Here is an 18,993-nt window from a genome sequence, read left to right as displayed (position 1 = left end):
GCTAAATACCAATCTTGCGGCCCAGTAAGCTGGCACCTTTAGAGTGACCATCTGGGCCATAGAGGGACTGGCCGTGGCGCGTATTCAGAACGGCCAGCGCCTGAGTGTTATGCTCAATATGCTGTTGCAGCAGTAATCCATTATGTAAATTACTGTACTTCAGGCTGTCCGCCAGTTGCAGGATACGTTGCCAGCGCACCGCTAGCGCATCATTCCCGCTATAGGGCGCGTGGATATTGGCCGTAGTTTGGCGTCGGACTTGATCCAGATAAGCCAGCGTGGCCAGTATTGAACTCTTTTGTTCAGTCACACCTTGCAGCACGATACCTTGAATCCGACCAGAACAGAGTAATTGCTGCTCTTGTGCTACAACCGTCGACAGTGACTCGAGAAGTTCCAGTTGCTGGTCCAGATTGGTCTGTAATCTTTCCACCACCACGTATCCTTTTACGGTTAACGATTGCTGTTACGGTTAATTATTCTTAAGGTCATCAGCGACATTTTTTAGCAAGGCATCGGCAATTTTACCGGTGTCCATGGTCAGTTGACCTGAACGGATAGCCTGTTTTAAGGTTTCTACCCGTTCGACATTGATATCCTGACTGCCCGGTTGCATCAGACTAGCCTGTGCATCACTCAATTTAACCTCAGTACCACTCACTGATGTTTTTGCTTGAGTCGACGGTTTGCGCGTTTGCTGCGCAATATCACTGGTTTCCCGTGGCTGTACTGCTGTTACCGGTAATAACGGTTGGGTGCGATCAATACTCATGTGGTGTTGCTCCCTCTATAGCGGGATTGACGTTTATCGACCCGCGAGACATTTATCTATCTGCAAAAGAATGGCGGGATTGTCACTGTTTGATTTACCCGCAAATAACGGCTTATCTCAATTATCGGCAAAGGTTACAAAAACTTTAATCTCTATAACATAATGTGGATCGAACCATCGTCAGCCACAATACCACTGACGATTTGGCCGGATGACATGCGTACCCGGACATTATCCTGTATGGCGGCGTTGTTCATGGCCTTACCATGGCTGTTAACATTAAATCCTTCGCCCTGCGCCAGTACCAGCACCTCTTGCCCCGCTTTAATGACCCACAGACGGCGCAGCATATTGCGCGTCAAGGGTTGGCCTGCATTGATTTGCCGCAAACTGACGGCACCCTGCGCAAAATGAGGCTCCAATAACGCCCCCGGCGGGAGGGTATCGAGCCGGCCTCGTTTCATTTGAATATCCGTGGCGCTGATTTTCTCTCCGGCCGCCAGTGGGCGGCCCGCGACGGCATAATATCCGCTGACGTGCACCTGAGTCTGGATAAAACGCCGCACGCCATCGCAGCGCACTGACAGACTGATATTACCCCAAGAGCGGGCATTGACGGGCAGTGTGATTTCCGGTGACTCGCATTGTGGCCATTGGCTCTGCGGCGTCTTAATAGTCACTTTCACCTGGCTGTCTTTATCCGGATATTGCTGTTGGAAGAATTGAGTTACCTGCGCTGATAAATCTGCCGCCATCACCTGATGAGAGAATGCCTGACTCAACAGCAGCCCCAAAGCCAAGCTTATGACGCCATTTCTTTTCATTGTCATCAATTTTTTCTCCGCAATCGGCCCTTTTGCGCACTAGTGTACCCGTACCTTAATGAGGTTAAGGGGACAAATAGCGACGCATTTTGCTCTTATTCTGGCGATAGGCTTTCCGATACGGCGTTTATGCTGTCGGCTCCAAATTCTAACCTTGCGGGGGGACTTATGCTCGACAAACTGGACGGTGCTCTGCGTTTTCAACAAGAGGCGCTTAACTTGCGCGCTCAGCGACAGGAGATCCTGTCGTCTAATATTGCCAATGCGGATACACCCGGCTTTCAGGCCCGCGATATTGATTTCTCCAGTCAACTGCAAAAAGTGATGGAGCAAGGACGAGCCAGTGGTACAGGGGTGTCGCTCAGTTTAACCTCAGCCCGTCATATCCCGGCAAGCACGGTTCAGCCACCTGATCTTGATCTGTTATTCCGTGTACCGGACCAGCCAGCAATGGATGGCAACACGGTGGATATGGACCGCGAACGTACTAATTTTGCTGATAATAGCCTGAAATATCAGACCGATCTGACCATTCTTGGCGGTCAGATCAAAGGGATGATGTCAGTGTTACAACAAGGATAAGACGTATGTCTTTACTGAATATTTTTGATATTGCCGGTTCTGCATTATCAGCCCAGTCGCAGCGGATGAACGTTAGCGCCAGTAACATGGCTAACGCCGACAGTGTTACCGGCCCGGATGGTCAACCTTACCGCGCCAAACAGGTGGTTTTTCAGGTCGCGGCTCAAGCTGGGCAGGAAACCGGCGGTGTACGTGTGGCACAGATAGTCGATGATCCGGCACCGGATCGTTTGGTGTTTCAGCCGGGTAACCCGTTGGCCGATGCCAAGGGCTATGTCCGTATGCCTAACGTTGATATCACCGGCGAGATGGTTAACACCATTTCCGCCTCGCGCAGCTACCAGGCTAACGTTGAAGTCCTGAATACCACTAAATCTTTGATGCTAAAAACGCTGACCCTGGGTCAATAACCGGAGCCTGTATCGATGGCCATTACTAATTCCCTGACTGATAGCGATTACGGTATTACCGGCACCTCGGGTACCAGTTCTACCACCAGCGGCAGTACCAGTCAGGATCTGCAAAATAGCTTCCTGACATTATTGGTTGCGCAGTTAAAAAACCAGGATCCGACCAACCCAATGCAAAACAACGAGTTGACCACGCAATTAGCGCAAATCAACACCGTGAGTGGCATTGAAAAGTTGAATACGACACTGGGTTCCATTTCCGGACAGATTGACAGCAGCCAGTCACTGCAAGCCAGTAGCCTGATTGGTCACGGGGTGATGATCCCTGGAACTACGATCTTGGCGGGCACTTCAGATGGTGTTGTTACTACCACGCCATTTGGCCTTGAGTTGGTGAGTGCGGCTGACAAAGTGACCGCGACCATCAGCGACAGCAATGGTCAGGTGGTGCGTACTATCGATATCGGCGGCCTGACCGCTGGGGTGCACTCCTTTACCTGGGATGGCTCACTGGATGCTGGCGGTACGGTGCCGGATGGCGCTTACACCGTGGCGATTACCGCCAGTAACGGGGGGGCATCTCAGACCACGACTCCGCTGAGCTATGCCGTCGTCAACGGTGTTACCCGTGGCAGTGACGGTTCCAAACTGGACCTCGGTCTGGCGGGAACCATCACCATGGATAACGTGCGTCAGATTTTGTAATTCAGTAACGGTCAGCAATAAACACCGGGTGAGTCACTCAAGTTAATGACTGGCCTAAAATTTTAACAGCAGCGTTTGATATGTCATCAATGCTCAAGGTCTGTAACGGACCCCGAATCTAACGGAGAAGAAAATGGGCTTTTCTCAAGCAGTCAGCGGTTTGAACGCGGCATCCAGTAACCTGGATGTGATCGGTAACAATATCGCCAACTCGGCGACGTCAGGTTTTAAAGCTGGCTCAGTTTCTTTTGCCGATATGTTTGCAGGTTCTCAGACCGGTATGGGCGTTAAGGTCGCCGGGATTACTCAGGACTTTAACGACGGCACGGCAACCACGACTAACCGCCGTCTGGATTTGGCTATTAGTCAGAGCGGTTTCTTCCGCATGCAAGACAGCAGCGGTGGTATCTACTTTGCCCGTAACGGCCAGTTTAAGCTGGATGAAAACCGCAATATCGTCAATATGCAAGGCTTGAACCTGACCGGTTATCCGGCAACCGGTACGCCGCCGACCGTGCAGCAAGGGGCCAACCCGGTGCCACTGTCTATTCCACAGGACATGATCCCCGCTAAAGCCACCACCTCCGGCAATATGGTGGCTAACCTGACATCGACCCACGATATCATCCCGACTGCCACGACCTTTGATCCTGACAAGGCCGACACCTACAGTTTTGTCAATAACATGACCACCTTTGATAGCCTGGGTAACCGCCATGAAATCAATGTGTTTTATGTTAAGCGTACCGAAGATTCGACCGTGGGCAACTCCTGGGACGTCTACACCATGGATAGCAGTGCTAAGCCGGCGCAAACCGCTGAAAAACGCGGCTCCATGACTTTTGATACCAACGGCGCACTGACAAGTGTGGTGAATGGGACTAACGCAGCCAGTACGACTGACTTCACATTGACTATCCCTATGGGAGTGGTTAACGGTGCTCCAGCACAAGATTTCGCACTGAACGTGGCAGGCAGCAAGCAGCAAAATACCGGCACTGATAGCATTGTTACGCAAAACCAGACTGGTTACGCCGCCGGTGAATTCACCGGTTTCCAAATCAACAATGATGGTTCGGTGGTTGGCACCTATTCTAACCAACAGACTCAACTGCTTGGTCAAATCGTGATGGTTAACTTTGCCAACCCTGAAGGGCTGTCATCCCAAGGCGATAACGTGTGGAAAGAAACGCTCGCCTCCGGTAACCCGATCCTCGGGACGGCCGGTAGTGGTGGTTTCGGTACCCTAACCAGTGGTGCTCTGGAATCCTCTAACGTGGATTTGAGTAAAGAGCTGGTGAACATGATTGTGGCGCAACGTAACTATCAGTCCAATGCGCAAACTATCAAAACCCAGGATCAGATCTTACAAACTCTGGTTAACCTGCGTTAATCGAACTGACGGGATAAGTTCATGGATCACGCAATATATACCGCGATGGGAGCGGCCCGGCAGTCGCTGGAGCAGCAAGCGGTTACAGCTAACAATCTGGCTAACGCCTCTACGCCGGGTTTCCGCGCGCAGTTGTCGGCCATGCGTGCTGTGCCTATCGACGGGCCGAGCATGGCAACTCGCACCATGGTCACCGCATCAACCCCCGGCGTGGATATCAGCCAGGGGACGATGAATTACAGCGGCCGTCCGTTGGATGTTGCCTTGCAGCAAGATGGTTATCTGGCGGTACAACTGCCCGATGGCAGCGAGGCCTATACCCGTAACGGCAATATTCAGGTTGGAGCTAACGGGCAAATGACGGTGCAGGGTTACCCACTTATGGGTGACAACGGCCCGATCGACGTGCCCCCTCAGGCGGCGGTGACCATTGCCGCAGATGGCACGATTTCGGCGCTGAATGCCGGTGATTCACCGAATACCATTGCTCAGTTGGGCCAGATCAAACGGGTTAAGGCAACGGCGGGTGAAGTGATGCACGGCGATGACGGTTTGTTCCATCTGACCCCCGCGACACAACAGGCGCGTGGTGCTCAGTTGGCCAATGACCCGTTGATTAAAATCATGCCGGGTGTACTGGAAGGTAGCAACGTGAAAGCCGTTGAAGCCATGACCGATATGATTGCTAATGCCCGCAGTTTCGAAATGCAGATGAAAGTCATTCACAGTGTGGATGAGAACGAACAGCGTGCAAATCAGTTGTTAGCAATGGGCTAAGCGCGCAGGCGCAGAGGAATAAACCGATGATCCGATCATTATGGATTGCCAAAACAGGCTTGGATGCACAGCAGACCAACATGGATGTTATCGCCAACAACCTGGCGAACGTCAGCACCAATGGTTTTAAACGCCAGCGGGCGGTATTTGAAGATTTGCTGTACCAGACCATGCGCCAGCCGGGGGCACAGTCTTCCGAGCAGACGACCTTGCCATCTGGTTTACAGATTGGTACCGGTGTTCGCCCGGTGGCGACTGAACGTTTACACAGCCAGGGCAACTTGTCCAAGACCGATAACAGCAAAGATATCGCTATCAAAGGTGAGGGGTTCTTTCAGGTGCAAATGCCTGATGGCACCAATGCTTATACCCGTGATGGGTCTTTTCAGGTTGACCAAAATGGCCAGTTAGTGACTTCTGGCGGTTTTCAGGTGCAACCGGCTATTACCATTCCAGCCAACGCCTTGAGCATGACTGTAGGCCGTGACGGGATAGTCAGTGTCACCTTGCAGGGGCAAACCGCCACTCAGCAAGTTGGGCAACTGACACTGACCACGTTTATTAATAACAGTGGCTTGGAAAGTGTGGGTGAAAACCTGTATCAGGAAACCGCCAGTTCCGGCGCACCGAATGAAACCACTCCGGGTCTGAACGGCGGTGGGTTGTTGTATCAGGGCTATGTTGAGACTTCTAACGTCAATGTGGCGGAGGAGTTAGTCAATATGATCCAGACACAACGGGCCTATGAAATCAACAGTAAAGCGGTTTCAACCTCAGATCAGATGTTGCAAAAATTGACCCAGCTATAAATCCGCTTTCGGGGGGCGATAGCGCCCCCTGATAGTTGCAGAATAATGCGTATTAGAGGCGGACTTTACCCGCCTTTTACCGGTTACAGGATCGATAATCAGAGATGGATACATTGCGGTTCAGAAAGTCAGGTGGATTGACAGGGGTTTGTGCGCCGTTGATGGTGATATTGCTACTCAATGGATGTGCCTACATTCCGCGTACACCGCTGGTGGATGGCTCTACCTCTGCGAAGCCCGCACCGGCCAGTGCACCCTTGCCCAATGGCTCTATTTTTCAGACGGTACAGCCGATGAATTATGGTTATCAGCCACTGTTTGAAGACCGTCGTCCACGTAATGTCGGTGATACGCTGACCATTACCTTGCAGGAAAATGTGAGTGCCAGCAAAAGTTCCTCTGCCAATGCCAGCCGTAACGGCTCCAGCAAATTTGGTGTTGCGACCTCTCCCCGTTATCTGGAAGGGTTACTGGGCAATGCGCGCGCGGATATGGATATTTCCGGCGATAACACCTTTGGTGGCAAAGGTGGGGCAAATGCCAACAATACCTTTAGCGGCACCATCACCGTCACGGTTGATCAAGTGCTGGCCAACGGTAACTTGCATGTGGTGGGTGAAAAACAGATCGCAATCAATCAGGGAACTGAATTTATCCGTTTCTCTGGGGTAGTAAACCCACGCACCATCAGCGGCAGCAATACGGTGACCTCAACCCAGGTTGCGGATGCGCGCATCGAGTATGTGGGTAATGGTTATATCAATGAAGCGCAGACCATGGGCTGGTTGCAGCGGTTCTTCCTTAATGTTTCGCCGTACTAAGAGGCCCTATGATGCGTAAACAGCCACTTATCGCTCTATTTATTGCACTGCTCTCGCTGGTTTGGTTACCGGCCTCGGCTGAACGTATCCGCGATTTGGTGACCGTTCAGGGCGTGCGTGATAACGCGCTGATCGGTTATGGACTGGTGGTCGGGCTGGATGGCTCCGGTGACCAGACCATGCAGACTCCCTTTACCACGCAAAGCCTGAGTAACATGTTGTCGCAACTGGGGATAACCGTCCCCGCTGGCACCAACATGCAGCTCAAAAATGTGGCCGCCGTGATGGTTACCGCCAAGTTACCGCCGTTCTCCCGCGCCGGGCAAAGCATTGATGTGGTGGTTTCCTCCATGGGGAATGCCAAGAGCATCCGTGGCGGCACGCTGCTGATGACCCCATTGAAAGGGGTGGATAATCAGGTTTACGCCTTAGCGCAGGGTAACGTGCTGGTCGGCGGTGCGGGTGCATCAGCCGGTGGCAGTAGTGTGCAGGTCAACCAATTGGCCGGTGGGCGTATCAGCAATGGTGCCACCATCGAACGTGAATTGCCGACCACCTTTGGTACTGATGGGGTGATTAATCTTCAATTGAATAGCGAAGACTTCACCATGGCACAGCAGGTGAGTGACGCCATTAATCGCCAGCGCGGTTTTGGTTCTGCGACTGCCCTCGATGCGCGCACTATCCAGATTTTGGTCCCGCGTGGCGGGAGTTCACAAGTCCGTCTGCTGGCGGATATTCAGAATATCCCGGTGAATGTTGATGCGGGCGATGCCAAGGTTATTATCAACTCCCGTACCGGCTCAGTGGTGATGAATCGCAATGTGGTACTGGACTCTTGTGCGGTGGCACAAGGGAACTTGTCAGTAGTGGTGGATAAACAAAATATCGTCAGCCAACCGGATACGCCTTTTGGTGGTGGTCAGACTGTGGTGACACCGAATACTCAAATTTCCGTTCAGCAGCAAGGCGGCGTATTGCAACGGGTTAATGCCAGCCCGAATCTGAATAATGTGGTCCGCGCCTTGAACTCGCTGGGGGCCACACCTATCGATTTAATGTCTATTTTGCAGGCGATGCAAAGTGCGGGCTGCTTACGGGCTAAATTGGAAATTATCTGATGAGTGATTTGATGGCAATGTCCGGCACCGCTAATGAAATGTTCGGGGCGGCCTATGATACCCAATCACTGAATGCATTAAAGCGTGACGTGGTAAGAGACCCACAAGGTAATCTGAAGCAGGTTGCTCAGCAGGTGGAGGGGATGTTTGTGCAGATGATGCTGAAAAGCATGCGTTCTGCTTTGCCGCAAGGTGGTGTGATGAACAGTGATCAAACCCATCTTTATACCTCGATGTACGATCAGCAAATTGCTCAGCAAATGTCGGTCAAGGGGTTGGGTCTGGCCGATATGATGGTAGAGCAACTTTCAGGTACGACTTCGCCCAGTGAAACCGCAGGCACAGTGCCGATGCTGCTGGATAACCAAGTATTACAAACGCTACCTGCTCAGGCCTTGGCACAAATGGTCCGTCGGGCCATGCCAGCAGCACCGGTCAACAATTCAGCGTCCCTGCCACAAGGCACGAGCAACTTTGTGGCGCGGATGTCTATTCCGGCACAAATTGCCAGCCAGCAAAGCGGTATTCCTCATCAACTTATTGTGGCACAGGCTGCATTGGAATCCGGTTGGGGTCAGCGCGAGATCCCGACTGCCGATGGCAAGACCAGTTACAACGTATTTGGTATTAAAGCAGGTAGCAACTGGAACGGCCCTGTCAGTGAAATTACTACCACGGAATATGAACAAGGTGTGGCGAAGAAGACCACCGCCCGCTTCCGGGTATATGGGTCCTATGTTGAGGCGGTCAGTGATTATGTCAAATTGCTGACCCAAAACCCGCGCTATGCCAGTGTTGCCGCGGCACAAAGCCCGGAACAGGGCGCACATGCCTTGCAACAAGCCGGTTATGCTACTGATCCGCAATATGCTCAAAAGTTGGTCAGCGTAATTCAGCAAATGAAGAATGCCGGTGAGCAGGCCGTAAAGGCTTATAGCAGCGATTTAAGCCAGTTATTCTAATCCCCCTTCGTACTTGAAGCCGCAGGGGTGTTGGCTACACATGAGAACCCGAATCACTTACTTGAGTAAGCTCATCGGAATTCACATGCTTGCCGCCTACCTGCGACTCCAATTCCTTTGGTGATGATCGAGGTTTACCCCCATATTTTTACTCAAGATTTTCAAATTCGGGCCGATACCTAGTACAGACTGTGTGAAGGTCGCGCCTTCTCAGACAGTATCCCAATATTAATAAATGCAGATACGCGATGCTTATCGTCTGCTGTAAAAGGATTTCTTTATGTCCAACAGTTTAATGAATACTGCGATGAGTGGTCTGAGCGCAGCGCAATATGCCCTGAGCACCGTCAGTAATAACATCACCAATTTCCAGGTGGCGGGCTATAACCGTCAGAACACTATTTTTGCGCAAAACGGTGGGACACTTAGCCCTGCGGGTTTCATTGGTAACGGGGTGACTGTCACCGGGGTTAATCGTGAATATAACTCATTCATTACTAACCAATTGCGTGCTTCGCAAACGCAAAGCAGTGGCTTGACCACCTATTATCAGCAAATCTCGCAAATCGATAATTTGTTGGCTAACACCTCGAATAACCTCTCAACCACCATGCAGGACTTTTTCAATAACCTGCAAAATCTGGTGAGCAATGCTGACGATGATGCAGCACGTAAAACGGTATTGGGTAAGGCCGAAGGGCTGGTTAACCAGTTCCAAAATGCGGATAAATATCTGCGTGATATGGATATTGGCGTAAACCAAAAAATTACTGACAGCGCGACGCAAATTAATAATTATGCTCAGCAAATTGCTAAGCTAAATGACCAGATTACCCGCTTGCGTGGTAGCAGTGGCAGTGAACCCAATGCCTTGCTTGACCAACGTGACCAACTGGTGACTGAGTTAAACCAGATTGTGGCCGTAACTGTTACCCAGCAAGATGGCGATGCTTACAATGTCTCTTTTGCTGGCGGTTTATCGCTGGTGCAAGGGCCGAATGCTTATCAGGTGGAGGCCATCCCATCCAGCGCTGATGCGACACGGCTGACGCTGGGCTACAAACGTGGCAACGGTGAGGCTACTGAGATTGATGAAAGCCGCATGACTACCGGCAGCCTCGGTGGCACCCTAAAATTCCGTAGTGAAGCACTGGACAGCGCCCGTAATCAATTAGGGCAGTTGGCATTGGTGATGGCAGATAGCTTTAATATTCAGCATAAAGCCGGGTTTGATGCGAAGGGTGATGCAGGCACTGATTTCTTTAGTTTTGCTGATCCTACGGTGATGAAAAATGCAAAGAATCAGGGGAATGCGAGTTTAACCGTGGCTTACACCGATACTTCGAAGGTGAAAGCCAGCGATTACAGCGTGGAATTTGATGGCACTGACTGGCAGGTCACTCGTTTGTCGGATAATACCAAAATCCCGACGACAGCGGGTACTGATGCTACGACGGGTAAGCCAACGCTGAATTTTGACGGTGTCGCGGTCAGTATCGATAACGGTACCCCTGGCCCGCAAGCTAAAGATAAATTTACGGTGAAAACCGTTTCTAACGTTGCGGCTAATTTGCATGTCGCCATTACGGACTCCAGCCTGATTGCTGCTGCCGGTAGCAAGGACGGCGGTGTGAGTGACAACGTCAACGCACAGGCGTTACTGGATCTGCAAAGCAAGAAATTGGTCGAGAATAAAGCCACCCTCTCTGGCGCTTATGCCGGATTAGTCAGTAACGTGGGCAACCAGACCAGTACGGCGAAAACCAACAGTACGGCCCAGGCCAATATTGTTACGCAGTTGACCGCAGAGCAGCAGTCTATTTCCGGGGTGAACCTGGATGAAGAGTACGGTGATTTGCAGCGTTTCCAGCAATATTATCTGGCGAATGCCCAAGTGATTCAGACCGCTTCAACGTTGTTTAATGCACTGTTGGATCTGCGCGGTTAATTTTTTGCCCGCGGTGGCGTTTTGCCGCCGCAGCTTATCTTATTCCGAGTTTGGTCAGGCTCGCTGCAAAAGCAGATTGACTGGCTAAACCGTTGCTAAAAGGAACTGACATCGTGCGCTTAAGTACCAGCATGCTGTATCAGCAAAATATGCAGGGCATCACCAATGCTCAATCCCTTTGGATGCAGTCGGGCCAACAAATCGCTACTGGCAAGCGGGTGGTTAACCCCTCTGATGACCCGATGGCGGCTTCACAGGCCGTGTTGGTGTCACAGTCTGAATCTGAAAATAACCAATACACCCTGGCCCGTAGTTTTGCTCGTCAAAGCTCATCACTGGAAACCACGGTGCTGGTGCAGGCCACCAATACTATTCAGTCAATTCAAACCCTCATTATCAGTGCCAAAAGTGATGTTTTGAGTGACGATGACCGTGCCTCTTATGCCACTCAGTTGCAGGGTTTGAAAGACCAACTGGTTAATCAGGCGAATACCACTGATGGCAATGGCCGTTACATTTTTGCTGGTTTTAAAAGTGATAACCCCCCATTCGCCGTCAGTGATACCGGCGAGGTAACTTATGTCGGAGGTACGGTCGCGATTGACCAAAAAGTTGATGCCAATCGTTCCATTACCGTCGGACACACCGGTGACAGCGTATTTATGGCGTTGACCAGCAATGCGAAGCCAGAGCCTGATGATGCTAATGGTGATCCGGTGGCGGCTGAAAACAATATCTTTAATACTATTGATACTGTATTGAAATCGCTGAAGACCCCAATGCAAGGTGCGTCCGATGCTGTTAAAGAACAGGCGACGGCGGATCTGGATAAAGGTATCCGTGGTATGGCTAACTCACTGAATAACGTGTTATCGGTGCAGGCAGAGATTGGTACTCAGTTGCAGGAGTTAGATAACCTGGACAGTCTGGGGGGGGATCGTACGTTGATAAACAAGCAGCGGTTGAGTGACCTGGAAGATGTCGATTGGAACTCTGCCATCTCTTCATATGTCATGCAGCAAGCCGCATTACAGGCGTCCTATACCACTTTCACCAATATGCAAGGTTTGTCTCTGTTCCAACTGAATAAATAATCCGTTTTCAGCCTGTGGGCCAGCCCCACAGGCTCCCTGTTAAGGGTGCCGTAGGTTGAAAATAAACAAGCGGATATACTTTTTGGTGTGCCCTATTTTCCCACTAAGGTTTGGGTGACATAGCTCTTTTTGGATCCCCTAAGCCCCTCTGCCTGTCAGTTATAAAACTTTCCTCACAACTCATGATGTAAATAATTATTGATATTATTTCTTTTGTTTATTTATATTGTGGTTTTTTATTTTATATCTTCATTATTTGTATTTTTTAGTTTTACAGAATTAGCTTATGTTAATAAATTTAGACGCTATGTGGAACCTTATGTATAGAGTGAATTGTAGCAAGTGATTCGAGTGATTGAACCTAGCCAACGCACATGCAGCTTGAAGTATGACCGGTATATGCACATATCGATCAGTCAACTTGCCAAACCACTTAATACGCTCGCCAGTCGGTCAAAGAGCTCACTGAACAAGTGCTCGGTAAAGGGTGCCAGTAACGGCATGATTAATCCCAGAGAAATAATACCCACCGTCAGCGTCAACGGGAAGCCGATGACGAATACCGAAAGTTGCGGTGTCATGCGGTTAAGCATCCCCAATGCCATATTCAGCGTTAACAACAGGGTAATCAGTGGCAATGCCAACATCAGTCCATTCATAAAAATTAATGAACCTGCTTGCGTTAATGCCAGAAAACCGTTGCCGTTAAGCGGCTCGAACTGGATGGGGAGGGTGTGGAAACTGTCGGCCAACAGTGAAATTAACCATAAATGACCATCGAAAGTGAGGAATAACAACATGGCCAGCAAGTTGAGTAATCGGGCCAGAACCGGCATATTTGGCCCGCCGGAGGGGTCAAAGAAGGTGGCGAAAGACAACCCCATCTGTAGACCAATGACTTCACCGGCGAGCCGGATGGCGGCGAAAGCAAATTGCATGGTCAAGCCGATAGCCACACCGATCAACACCTGCTGAGCGATAACCCAAACCGCACCACTGGAGACTAAAGGAATATTGACCGGAGGCAAGGAGGGGGCAATCAGAAAAGTGATCAATACCGCCAAACCTACTTTGACTTTGCGGTTTATTTGTTTCTCGCTCAATACCGGCGCGCTGGCTATCAACGCCAGTACGCGAATTAATGGCCAAAAATACTGGCTGACTAAGGCACCGAGTTGGGTGGTATCAATGGAGAGCATATTCAGCCAATCAACGTGGGCAGGCTGGTGAACAAATTACGCATATAGTCCAATATCAGGTTCAGCATCCACGGGCCAGCAATCACCATAGTCGTGAATACCGCCAGTATTTTCGGGATAAATGATAATGTCATTTCGTTAATCTGCGTTGCCGCCTGTAACAGGCTGACAATCAAGCCACTTATTAGCGCGGCCAGCAATAATGGCGCAGCCAGGGCCAGGGCGACTTTCATTGCCTCGACGCCGAGGGCCATTACCGATTCTGGTGTCATGACGTTTTTACCCCTTGCTCAACCGTTATAAATGAGATGTAAAAATACGGTTTATAACCCTGGTTAATTAGCTATAAAAACTCTGTGCCAACGACCCCAGTAACAACTGCCAACCATCAACCAGTACAAATAGCATTAGTTTGAAAGGCAGTGAGATACTGGCGGGCGGTACCATCATCATCCCCAGCGCCATCAGCACGCTGGCGACCACCAGGTCGATAATCAAAAACGGAATAAACACGGTAAAACCGATTTGGAAGGCGGTTTTTAGCTCGCTGGTGACATAAGCCGGTAGCAGAATACGCATAGGTACCACTTCCGGCCCTTCCAATGGCGGTAGATTTGCCAGCCGGGCATACAGCGCTAAATCTGACTCGCGAGTCTGTCGCAGCATAAATTCACGTAGCGGTTGCGAGCCTTTATCCATCGCCACTTCCATACTCATCTTGTCCTGACTGAAGGGCAGATAAGCATCCTGATACACTTTGTCAAATACCGGCGACATAATAAAAAATGTCAGAAACAGTGCCAGACCCAGCATCACCTGATTCGGTGGTGCCGAGGGGGTACCCAGTGCGTTACGCAGCAAACCAAGCACAATAATGATGCGGGTAAAGCTGGTCATCATCAGCAAGGCGGCCGGTAGAAAACTTAAGGTAGTGATAAAGACTAACGTTTGTACCGGTAACGACCAACTCTGCCCGCCATTCGCTAATGGCTGACTGATGATGCCGGGGAGTTGTGCCAATACCGCTGGGGAGCAGAGTAAGGCGAACAGTGCCAACGTGATTTTATTCATTACCCTGCGCAACAGGCGATGGGGCCGTGACCAACAGGCCAATTTGTGACTAACAAGGGGGGTCATGCCGATTTTTCCGGATGTTTCAATTTTTTATTAAACAGATGGTTATTGAGTAGCTGACGAAAATCCGCGGATTTTGCGCTGTCTGGCGACACTGCGGTAAGTGCTTCATCAACCTGAGGGCGGGGCAGAGTATGCAGTTGCGTCACCTGTTGTGCGGTTACGCCTAACACCAACCAGGTGTTATCCACTTCGACAATGACGACCCGCTCACGTTGACCGACCTGACAACTGGCCTTAATATTCAATAACTTGTTGTTACGGGCCTGCGGAGCAAAACCTAAACGGCGTATCAGCCAGGCGGCACACAGTATCAGCAGTAAAATCCCCCCCAACACACTGCCAACCTGTGTCAATACCGAGCCTGCGGGCATTGCCGGAGCCGTCTGTTGTACGGAAAGACCGGGATGACTGGCCGTAAACCCGGTAGCCGGTGCTGTCGCTGCCTGTGCCGCGGTCATTAGCGGCTCAGACGACGCATACGTTCTGACGGCGTAATAATGTCAGTAATACGAACGCCGTATTTGTCAGCGACTACCACTACTTCACCCTGAGCAATCAGATAACCGTTAATCAAAATATCCAGTGGTTCGCCCGCCAGACCATCAAGGGAAACTACCGAGCCTTGCGACAGACGCAGTAACTCTTTGATGGTCATTTTGGTGCGGCCCAGTTCAACGGTCAGCTTTACCGGGATATCCAGAATTAAATCGATATCCTGTAGGTTACCCAGAGCATCCGACGCGTCCAGTGATTTAAATACGCCGTCGGTGGTGGCCGCTGTTTTTTCCGCTGTTTGTTGCTCATCAAACGCATCAGCCCACAGGGAGTCAACGGATTCCTTTCCATCACCAGACGGAAGCTTAGGGTCACTCATGGGGCTGTTCCTCATTCAGAGCATTCAAAATAGGGTTAATCAAATGTTCAACTCGTAGGGCATATTGCCCGTTTAATGTCCCGTACTGACTGGTCAGTACCGGTACGCCGTCGACATGACCAATCAGTCGATCTGGTTTATCTATCGGTAACACATCCCCCGGTTGCAGCTTGAGTATCTGTGACAGTCTCAGTGGGATATCAACAAAATTAGCCACCAACTCCAGTTCGGAATGCTGCACCTGTTTGACCAGTGTTTCACGCCAGTGGCTATCTTCCTGACGGGAGTTTTCTAACGGTGGATTTGTCAGCAGCTCACGCAACGGTTCGATCATGGCAAAGGGAATACAGATGTTAAATTCACCACTCAGGGTACCAATCTCCACATGGAAAGGCGTGGTGACCACAATGTCATTGGGAGAGGTGGTGATATTGGTGAATTTCACCTGTATTTCAGAACGGACATATTCCACATCTATTTTATAGATGGCAGCCCAGGCATCACGGTAAGCATCCAGCGCCAACCGCAACATCCGATTAATCACGCGTTGTTCGGTGTGGGTAAACTCACGGCCTTCTACTTTCGTCGGGAAACGGCCATCGCCACCAAACAGGTTATCAACGGCAATAAAGACCAAACTTGGCGCGAAAACGAACAACGCGGTCCCGCGTAATGGCTTCAGATGCACCAGATTGAGATTAGTGGGTACCGGCAGGTTACGGGCAAAGTCATGGTATGGCTGAATTTTGATCGGCCCGACAGTGATGTCCGGGCTACGACGGAGCAGGTTAAACAGCCCCATCCTGAACTGGCGCGCAAAGCGCTCGTTAATGATTTCCAGCGCATGCAGGCGTTCACGGACTACACGTCGCTGGGTCGTCGGATCGTAAGGTTTAACGTCTGTTTCATCGCCGGTGACAGCAACGGGCTCATCGTCACCACTGTCACCGTTTAACAGTGCGTCAATCTCTGCTTGTGAAAGAATGCTATCGGCCATAATGATTATCGCAATATAAATGCGGTAAACAGCACATCGCTGACTACCTGATTAGGTTGGCTTTTAACCATTGGCGGGCTAAGTACGTTTTTAATTTCACCGACTAAACGCTGTTTGCCTTCTTCATTAGACAGGCTATCGGCAGACTGACGGGAGAGCAGCAACAGCAAGCGGCTGCGAACTTCCGGCAGATAATCATTGAGTCTTGTTCGCGTTGTCTCGTCGGGTAGCCTTAAGGTTAAGCCAATATAAAGCACCCGATCCAGATTATTATCGGGCGTGATTAGGTTGACCGTAAAGGTCTCCAGCGGCATGAACACCGGGATCGCAGGCGCGGCTTTCGCGCTGACAGGTTGACTCTTATTGAGCATCCACCAGCTATAGCCGCCACCCGCAGTTGCTGCCACCGCAATCAGTACCAGCAGGATCACCCAGATCGAACTCTTACGCTTGGCCGGGAAGGTATTTTCAGACATGGAGAAGATAAATTCCTATTTCGGTATCAAACCGGTGGATCACGATAATAACCGGGGACAAATCACCCCAGGTTATCCGAATTATTACTGATGATTATCCCGCGAATATTTAATGCCAATAGGCAGAATAGGTGGAGAAAAACCGCCTAACTTACTCGTTTGTCACCTTTTGCTGCCATTAACCCCTCGCTTTAGGCGAAAATATCAACACCACCATTGCCATTGGCCAATGATTGCAATGCCGTAGGGGTGATTAATGGTGTGCTGGTCATCACGTCGCCGGATGCCGTTTCACCGTAAGCGGGCTGCCCACGAGATGCCAGGCCCTGCTGATTTTGTTGGCTCTGCTGCTGTGCCTGTTGCCATTGTCCTTCACTACCGACACTGCTTTGGCCCAACTGAATGCCGCTTTCTGCCAATGCGCTACGTAAACTCGGTATCGCGGCTTCAAGGGCTGCACGTACTTGGCTGTGGGCTGAGGCGAAGTGCAATTGTGCCTGGTTATCTTCCATTTTCAGACTGATCTGTAATGCGCCCAATTCCTGCGGATGTAGCCGTAACTCAGCATGTTGCTGGCCGTTACGACTGAACATAACCACTTGTTGCCCAAGGGACTGCTGCCATTCCTGACTGCCTAACTGAGCGCTTAAGTGGCCACTAACCGGTACGCTGACCTGACCGCTGCTGGTGGTGGTTATAACCGGGCTGGAAACCGGAGGAAGAGAGGGGGTTACGGTTGCAGAACTTGAACTGACCCCGGTTTTATCCACAGCAGCAGTGGTCAGGGCCGCGGTCGCTGGCGCAGTTAGCGGAACGGCTTTCGCCGCAAGCGTGTTATCGGCATCTTGTGCCATTGCCAGGCGGGTCAGTTTATCCGGTGCAGGCGTCGTTTTAGTCTTACCCGCAGCAGTCGGTAGCAGGTCACTGTTGGTGGTTTTATCATTTTTCACATTACCTACCGAGCTGCTAATCAATGCCGCTAAACCTTTATCTTGTGACGTCAGGCTGGTGAGCGTGGCAGCATCTTGTGTGGTCGCGGCTTTACGGTCATTCAGGCCATTACTGGTGGTCTGAATGGCTTTTGGCTGGGTTCCCAAGGTGGTGGCAACCTGATGCGGCAGCATGGCTAACAACGTTTGCAATGCACTGAGATCCGCTTTATCGGTGGTTTTATCGAAATCGCGCGTTTTATCTATCGCGCTGTCATCATTTACCGTGCTTTTCTTTACACCAGCAGCGTCCCCGGTTTGCCCTGCGTGAGTCAGGCCCGCAGGCAGCGTGGCACTGATGTCACCTAATGCCGCCAACAACTGATTCAGTTTACTGTTACCGGTGTTTGATTTTTCACCGTCGACCTCGGCCGTGATATCGGTAGTGGCTGCCAGCGATGATTTCAGTGTCGACGCATCTATGGCGGTCAGCTCTTTACCCAGTTGGTCGCCCAACAGTTTGGCAAAATCAGCCGGTAATCCCGCGTCGGTAAACAAGGCCGCAATGGATGAAGAGGGTGATGCGCTCTCGGTTTCACTGGCAGTTGCGGTGGCAGGCAATAAGGACAGATTCATGAATTAAGACTCCGTTGTGAGGCACGCTGAGCGAACTCATCCATCAATTTTTGATCCAAACGGTTGTCATGCAGGCGTTGGGTCGTTTCAGCTCGCTCTTGCAAGGTTTCGAATGCGTTTAACCGTTGTTGCTTTTCTTGCCAATGCTTAACGGCCAGTTCTACTTTGACGTTCCACTGAGCCAATTGATGACGATGCTGTTCAATGGCTTGTTCCAGCGTTTGAATAAATTGTTGATAATTTTGCCAACGGGAAGAGGCCATCCCATTACTCAGCGTGTCATTCAATTGCACCCGGTATTCATCCTGATAAGACAACAACATAGTGAGTTGCTGCTCAGCACTCTGATAAGACAGACGAACCTGGCCCAGTTGTGTGCTTGCCTGCGCGACCGCCTTTTGAGCCAGGTCGCGCAGAGTGACGAGAGGTGACTGACTTTTCATGGTATTCCTCAATGCCCTTCGTGCTTGACGCCGCAGGGTTGTTAGCTACGTTCACTTACCCGAATCACTGACGAAAGTCAGCTC

General features: G+C 50.8%; 23 protein-coding genes. 11 read left to right on the top strand and 12 right to left on the bottom strand.

The window, feature by feature from the left end:
* Position 1: 1 nt before the first annotated feature.
* The 3 genes from AEP37_RS05110 to flgA form a co-directional block, all read right to left on the bottom strand.
* Positions 2-436, bottom strand: a complete 435-nt coding sequence (locus AEP37_RS05110) for a flagella synthesis protein FlgN (protein ID WP_049610847.1) — start codon at positions 434-436, stop codon at positions 2-4.
* A 36-nt stretch (positions 437-472) separates the two neighbouring features.
* Positions 473-772: a flagellar biosynthesis anti-sigma factor FlgM gene (gene flgM, locus AEP37_RS05105; protein ID WP_049610844.1), complete on the bottom strand. Its 300-nt coding sequence runs from the start codon at positions 770-772 to the stop codon at positions 473-475.
* 152 nt (positions 773-924) lie between these two features.
* On the bottom strand, positions 925-1,602 hold the full coding sequence (gene flgA / locus AEP37_RS05100; protein ID WP_049610842.1) for a flagellar basal body P-ring formation chaperone FlgA: 678 nt from the start codon (positions 1,600-1,602) through the stop codon (positions 925-927).
* 162 nt (positions 1,603-1,764) lie between these two features.
* Between flgA and flgB the strand changes: the two genes are divergently transcribed.
* The 11 genes from flgB to flgL all read left to right on the top strand — a co-directional run bounded on the left by flgB (position 1,765) and on the right by flgL (position 12,218).
* Positions 1,765-2,178, top strand: coding sequence for a flagellar basal body rod protein FlgB (gene flgB / locus AEP37_RS05095; protein ID WP_049610839.1), 414 nt, complete (start codon positions 1,765-1,767; stop codon positions 2,176-2,178).
* Positions 2,179-2,183: 5 nt separating this feature from the next.
* Entirely contained in the window at positions 2,184-2,588 is a 405-nt protein-coding gene (gene flgC / locus AEP37_RS05090) for a flagellar basal body rod protein FlgC (protein WP_049610837.1), read from the top strand.
* A 15-nt stretch (positions 2,589-2,603) separates the two neighbouring features.
* Positions 2,604-3,293: a flagellar hook assembly protein FlgD gene (flgD, locus tag AEP37_RS05085; protein WP_049610835.1), complete on the top strand. Its 690-nt coding sequence runs from the start codon at positions 2,604-2,606 to the stop codon at positions 3,291-3,293.
* Between the two features lie 133 nt (positions 3,294-3,426).
* Complete coding sequence (gene flgE, locus AEP37_RS05080; protein ID WP_049610832.1) at positions 3,427-4,686, top strand: flagellar hook protein FlgE; 1,260 nt, start codon at positions 3,427-3,429, stop codon at positions 4,684-4,686.
* Between the two features lie 21 nt (positions 4,687-4,707).
* Positions 4,708-5,463 carry a flagellar basal body rod protein FlgF gene (locus AEP37_RS05075; protein WP_049610829.1) on the top strand — a complete coding sequence of 252 codons (756 nt, stop codon included), beginning with the start codon at positions 4,708-4,710 and terminating at the stop codon, positions 5,461-5,463.
* Between the two features lie 26 nt (positions 5,464-5,489).
* The gene (flgG, locus tag AEP37_RS05070; RefSeq protein WP_049610826.1) at positions 5,490-6,272 is read left to right on the top strand and encodes a flagellar basal-body rod protein FlgG; all 783 of its coding nucleotides are present in this window, start codon (positions 5,490-5,492) and stop codon (positions 6,270-6,272) included.
* A gap of 104 nt (positions 6,273-6,376) precedes the next feature.
* Entirely contained in the window at positions 6,377-7,093 is a 717-nt protein-coding gene (gene flgH, locus AEP37_RS05065) for a flagellar basal body L-ring protein FlgH (RefSeq protein WP_049610823.1), read from the top strand.
* Between the two features lie 11 nt (positions 7,094-7,104).
* Positions 7,105-8,214 carry a flagellar basal body P-ring protein FlgI gene (locus AEP37_RS05060; RefSeq protein ID WP_049611005.1) on the top strand — a complete coding sequence of 370 codons (1,110 nt, stop codon included), beginning with the start codon at positions 7,105-7,107 and terminating at the stop codon, positions 8,212-8,214.
* On the top strand, positions 8,214-9,176 hold the full coding sequence (flgJ, locus tag AEP37_RS05055) for a flagellar assembly peptidoglycan hydrolase FlgJ (RefSeq protein WP_049610820.1): 963 nt from the start codon (positions 8,214-8,216) through the stop codon (positions 9,174-9,176). Before AEP37_RS05060 ends, flgJ begins: the two co-directional genes overlap by 1 nt.
* 280 nt (positions 9,177-9,456) lie before the next feature.
* Complete coding sequence (flgK, locus tag AEP37_RS05050) at positions 9,457-11,124, top strand: flagellar hook-associated protein FlgK (protein WP_049610817.1); 1,668 nt, start codon at positions 9,457-9,459, stop codon at positions 11,122-11,124.
* A 113-nt stretch (positions 11,125-11,237) separates the two neighbouring features.
* On the top strand, positions 11,238-12,218 hold the full coding sequence (flgL, locus tag AEP37_RS05045; RefSeq protein ID WP_049610813.1) for a flagellar hook-associated protein FlgL: 981 nt from the start codon (positions 11,238-11,240) through the stop codon (positions 12,216-12,218).
* 416 nt (positions 12,219-12,634) lie between these two features.
* Here flgL and fliR read toward each other — a convergent pair whose 3' ends face one another.
* The 9 genes from fliR to fliJ form a co-directional block, all read right to left on the bottom strand.
* Complete coding sequence (gene fliR / locus AEP37_RS05040; protein ID WP_049610811.1) at positions 12,635-13,417, bottom strand: flagellar biosynthetic protein FliR; 783 nt, start codon at positions 13,415-13,417, stop codon at positions 12,635-12,637.
* Positions 13,418-13,419: 2 nt separating this feature from the next.
* Complete coding sequence (gene fliQ / locus AEP37_RS05035) at positions 13,420-13,689, bottom strand: flagellar biosynthesis protein FliQ (protein ID WP_049610808.1); 270 nt, start codon at positions 13,687-13,689, stop codon at positions 13,420-13,422.
* A gap of 67 nt (positions 13,690-13,756) precedes the next feature.
* Entirely contained in the window at positions 13,757-14,488 is a 732-nt protein-coding gene (fliP, locus tag AEP37_RS05030) for a flagellar type III secretion system pore protein FliP (protein WP_049611002.1), read from the bottom strand.
* Between the two features lie 62 nt (positions 14,489-14,550).
* On the bottom strand, positions 14,551-15,012 hold the full coding sequence (gene fliO / locus AEP37_RS05025; RefSeq protein ID WP_049610805.1) for a flagellar biosynthetic protein FliO: 462 nt from the start codon (positions 15,010-15,012) through the stop codon (positions 14,551-14,553).
* Entirely contained in the window at positions 15,012-15,428 is a 417-nt protein-coding gene (fliN, locus tag AEP37_RS05020) for a flagellar motor switch protein FliN (RefSeq protein ID WP_049610802.1), read from the bottom strand. Before fliN ends, fliO begins: the two co-directional genes overlap by 1 nt.
* Positions 15,421-16,425, bottom strand: coding sequence for a flagellar motor switch protein FliM (gene fliM / locus AEP37_RS05015; protein ID WP_049610799.1), 1,005 nt, complete (start codon positions 16,423-16,425; stop codon positions 15,421-15,423). Before fliM ends, fliN begins: the two co-directional genes overlap by 8 nt.
* A gap of 5 nt (positions 16,426-16,430) precedes the next feature.
* Positions 16,431-16,901 carry a flagellar basal body-associated protein FliL gene (fliL, locus tag AEP37_RS05010; RefSeq protein WP_049610796.1) on the bottom strand — a complete coding sequence of 157 codons (471 nt, stop codon included), beginning with the start codon at positions 16,899-16,901 and terminating at the stop codon, positions 16,431-16,433.
* A 191-nt stretch (positions 16,902-17,092) separates the two neighbouring features.
* Entirely contained in the window at positions 17,093-18,466 is a 1,374-nt protein-coding gene (locus tag AEP37_RS05005; protein ID WP_049610793.1) for a flagellar hook-length control protein FliK, read from the bottom strand.
* Positions 18,463-18,909: a flagellar export protein FliJ gene (gene fliJ, locus AEP37_RS05000; RefSeq protein WP_049610790.1), complete on the bottom strand. Its 447-nt coding sequence runs from the start codon at positions 18,907-18,909 to the stop codon at positions 18,463-18,465. The genes AEP37_RS05005 and fliJ overlap by 4 nt, the downstream gene beginning before the upstream one ends.
* Between the last annotated feature and the right edge of the window lie 84 nt (positions 18,910-18,993).

Source organism: Yersinia pekkanenii (assembly GCF_001152565.1).
Taxonomy (GTDB): Bacteria; Pseudomonadota; Gammaproteobacteria; order Enterobacterales; family Enterobacteriaceae; genus Yersinia; species Yersinia pekkanenii.
This window is presented reverse-complemented; position numbering and strand designations above follow the sequence as displayed.

What these genes read in the sequence shown, in the direction of transcription:
- flgA (WP_049610842.1), bottom strand. Translation starts at nt 1,602, where the DNA reads ATGACAATGAAAAGAAATGGCGTCATAAGCTTGGCTTTGGGGCTGCTG.
- fliJ (WP_049610790.1), bottom strand. Translation starts at nt 18,909, where the DNA reads ATGAAAAGTCAGTCACCTCTCGTCACTCTGCGCGACCTGGCTCAAAAG.
- flgH (WP_049610823.1), top strand. Translation starts at nt 6,377, where the DNA reads ATGGATACATTGCGGTTCAGAAAGTCAGGTGGATTGACAGGGGTTTGT.
- fliQ (WP_049610808.1), bottom strand. Translation starts at nt 13,689, where the DNA reads ATGACACCAGAATCGGTAATGGCCCTCGGCGTCGAGGCAATGAAAGTC.
- AEP37_RS05060 (WP_049611005.1), top strand. Translation starts at nt 7,105, where the DNA reads ATGCGTAAACAGCCACTTATCGCTCTATTTATTGCACTGCTCTCGCTG.
- flgD (WP_049610835.1), top strand. Translation starts at nt 2,604, where the DNA reads ATGGCCATTACTAATTCCCTGACTGATAGCGATTACGGTATTACCGGC.
- flgM (WP_049610844.1), bottom strand. Translation starts at nt 772, where the DNA reads ATGAGTATTGATCGCACCCAACCGTTATTACCGGTAACAGCAGTACAG.
- flgC (WP_049610837.1), top strand. Translation starts at nt 2,184, where the DNA reads ATGTCTTTACTGAATATTTTTGATATTGCCGGTTCTGCATTATCAGCC.
- fliO (WP_049610805.1), bottom strand. Translation starts at nt 15,012, where the DNA reads ATGACCGCGGCACAGGCAGCGACAGCACCGGCTACCGGGTTTACGGCC.
- AEP37_RS05005 (WP_049610793.1), bottom strand. Translation starts at nt 18,466, where the DNA reads ATGAATCTGTCCTTATTGCCTGCCACCGCAACTGCCAGTGAAACCGAG.
- flgG (WP_049610826.1), top strand. Translation starts at nt 5,490, where the DNA reads ATGATCCGATCATTATGGATTGCCAAAACAGGCTTGGATGCACAGCAG.
- fliP (WP_049611002.1), bottom strand. Translation starts at nt 14,488, where the DNA reads ATGAATAAAATCACGTTGGCACTGTTCGCCTTACTCTGCTCCCCAGCG.
- flgB (WP_049610839.1), top strand. Translation starts at nt 1,765, where the DNA reads ATGCTCGACAAACTGGACGGTGCTCTGCGTTTTCAACAAGAGGCGCTT.
- fliR (WP_049610811.1), bottom strand. Translation starts at nt 13,417, where the DNA reads ATGCTCTCCATTGATACCACCCAACTCGGTGCCTTAGTCAGCCAGTAT.
- fliN (WP_049610802.1), bottom strand. Translation starts at nt 15,428, where the DNA reads ATGAGTGACCCTAAGCTTCCGTCTGGTGATGGAAAGGAATCCGTTGAC.
- fliM (WP_049610799.1), bottom strand. Translation starts at nt 16,425, where the DNA reads ATGGCCGATAGCATTCTTTCACAAGCAGAGATTGACGCACTGTTAAAC.
- flgK (WP_049610817.1), top strand. Translation starts at nt 9,457, where the DNA reads ATGTCCAACAGTTTAATGAATACTGCGATGAGTGGTCTGAGCGCAGCG.
- flgJ (WP_049610820.1), top strand. Translation starts at nt 8,214, where the DNA reads ATGAGTGATTTGATGGCAATGTCCGGCACCGCTAATGAAATGTTCGGG.
- flgE (WP_049610832.1), top strand. Translation starts at nt 3,427, where the DNA reads ATGGGCTTTTCTCAAGCAGTCAGCGGTTTGAACGCGGCATCCAGTAAC.
- AEP37_RS05075 (WP_049610829.1), top strand. Translation starts at nt 4,708, where the DNA reads ATGGATCACGCAATATATACCGCGATGGGAGCGGCCCGGCAGTCGCTG.
- fliL (WP_049610796.1), bottom strand. Translation starts at nt 16,901, where the DNA reads ATGTCTGAAAATACCTTCCCGGCCAAGCGTAAGAGTTCGATCTGGGTG.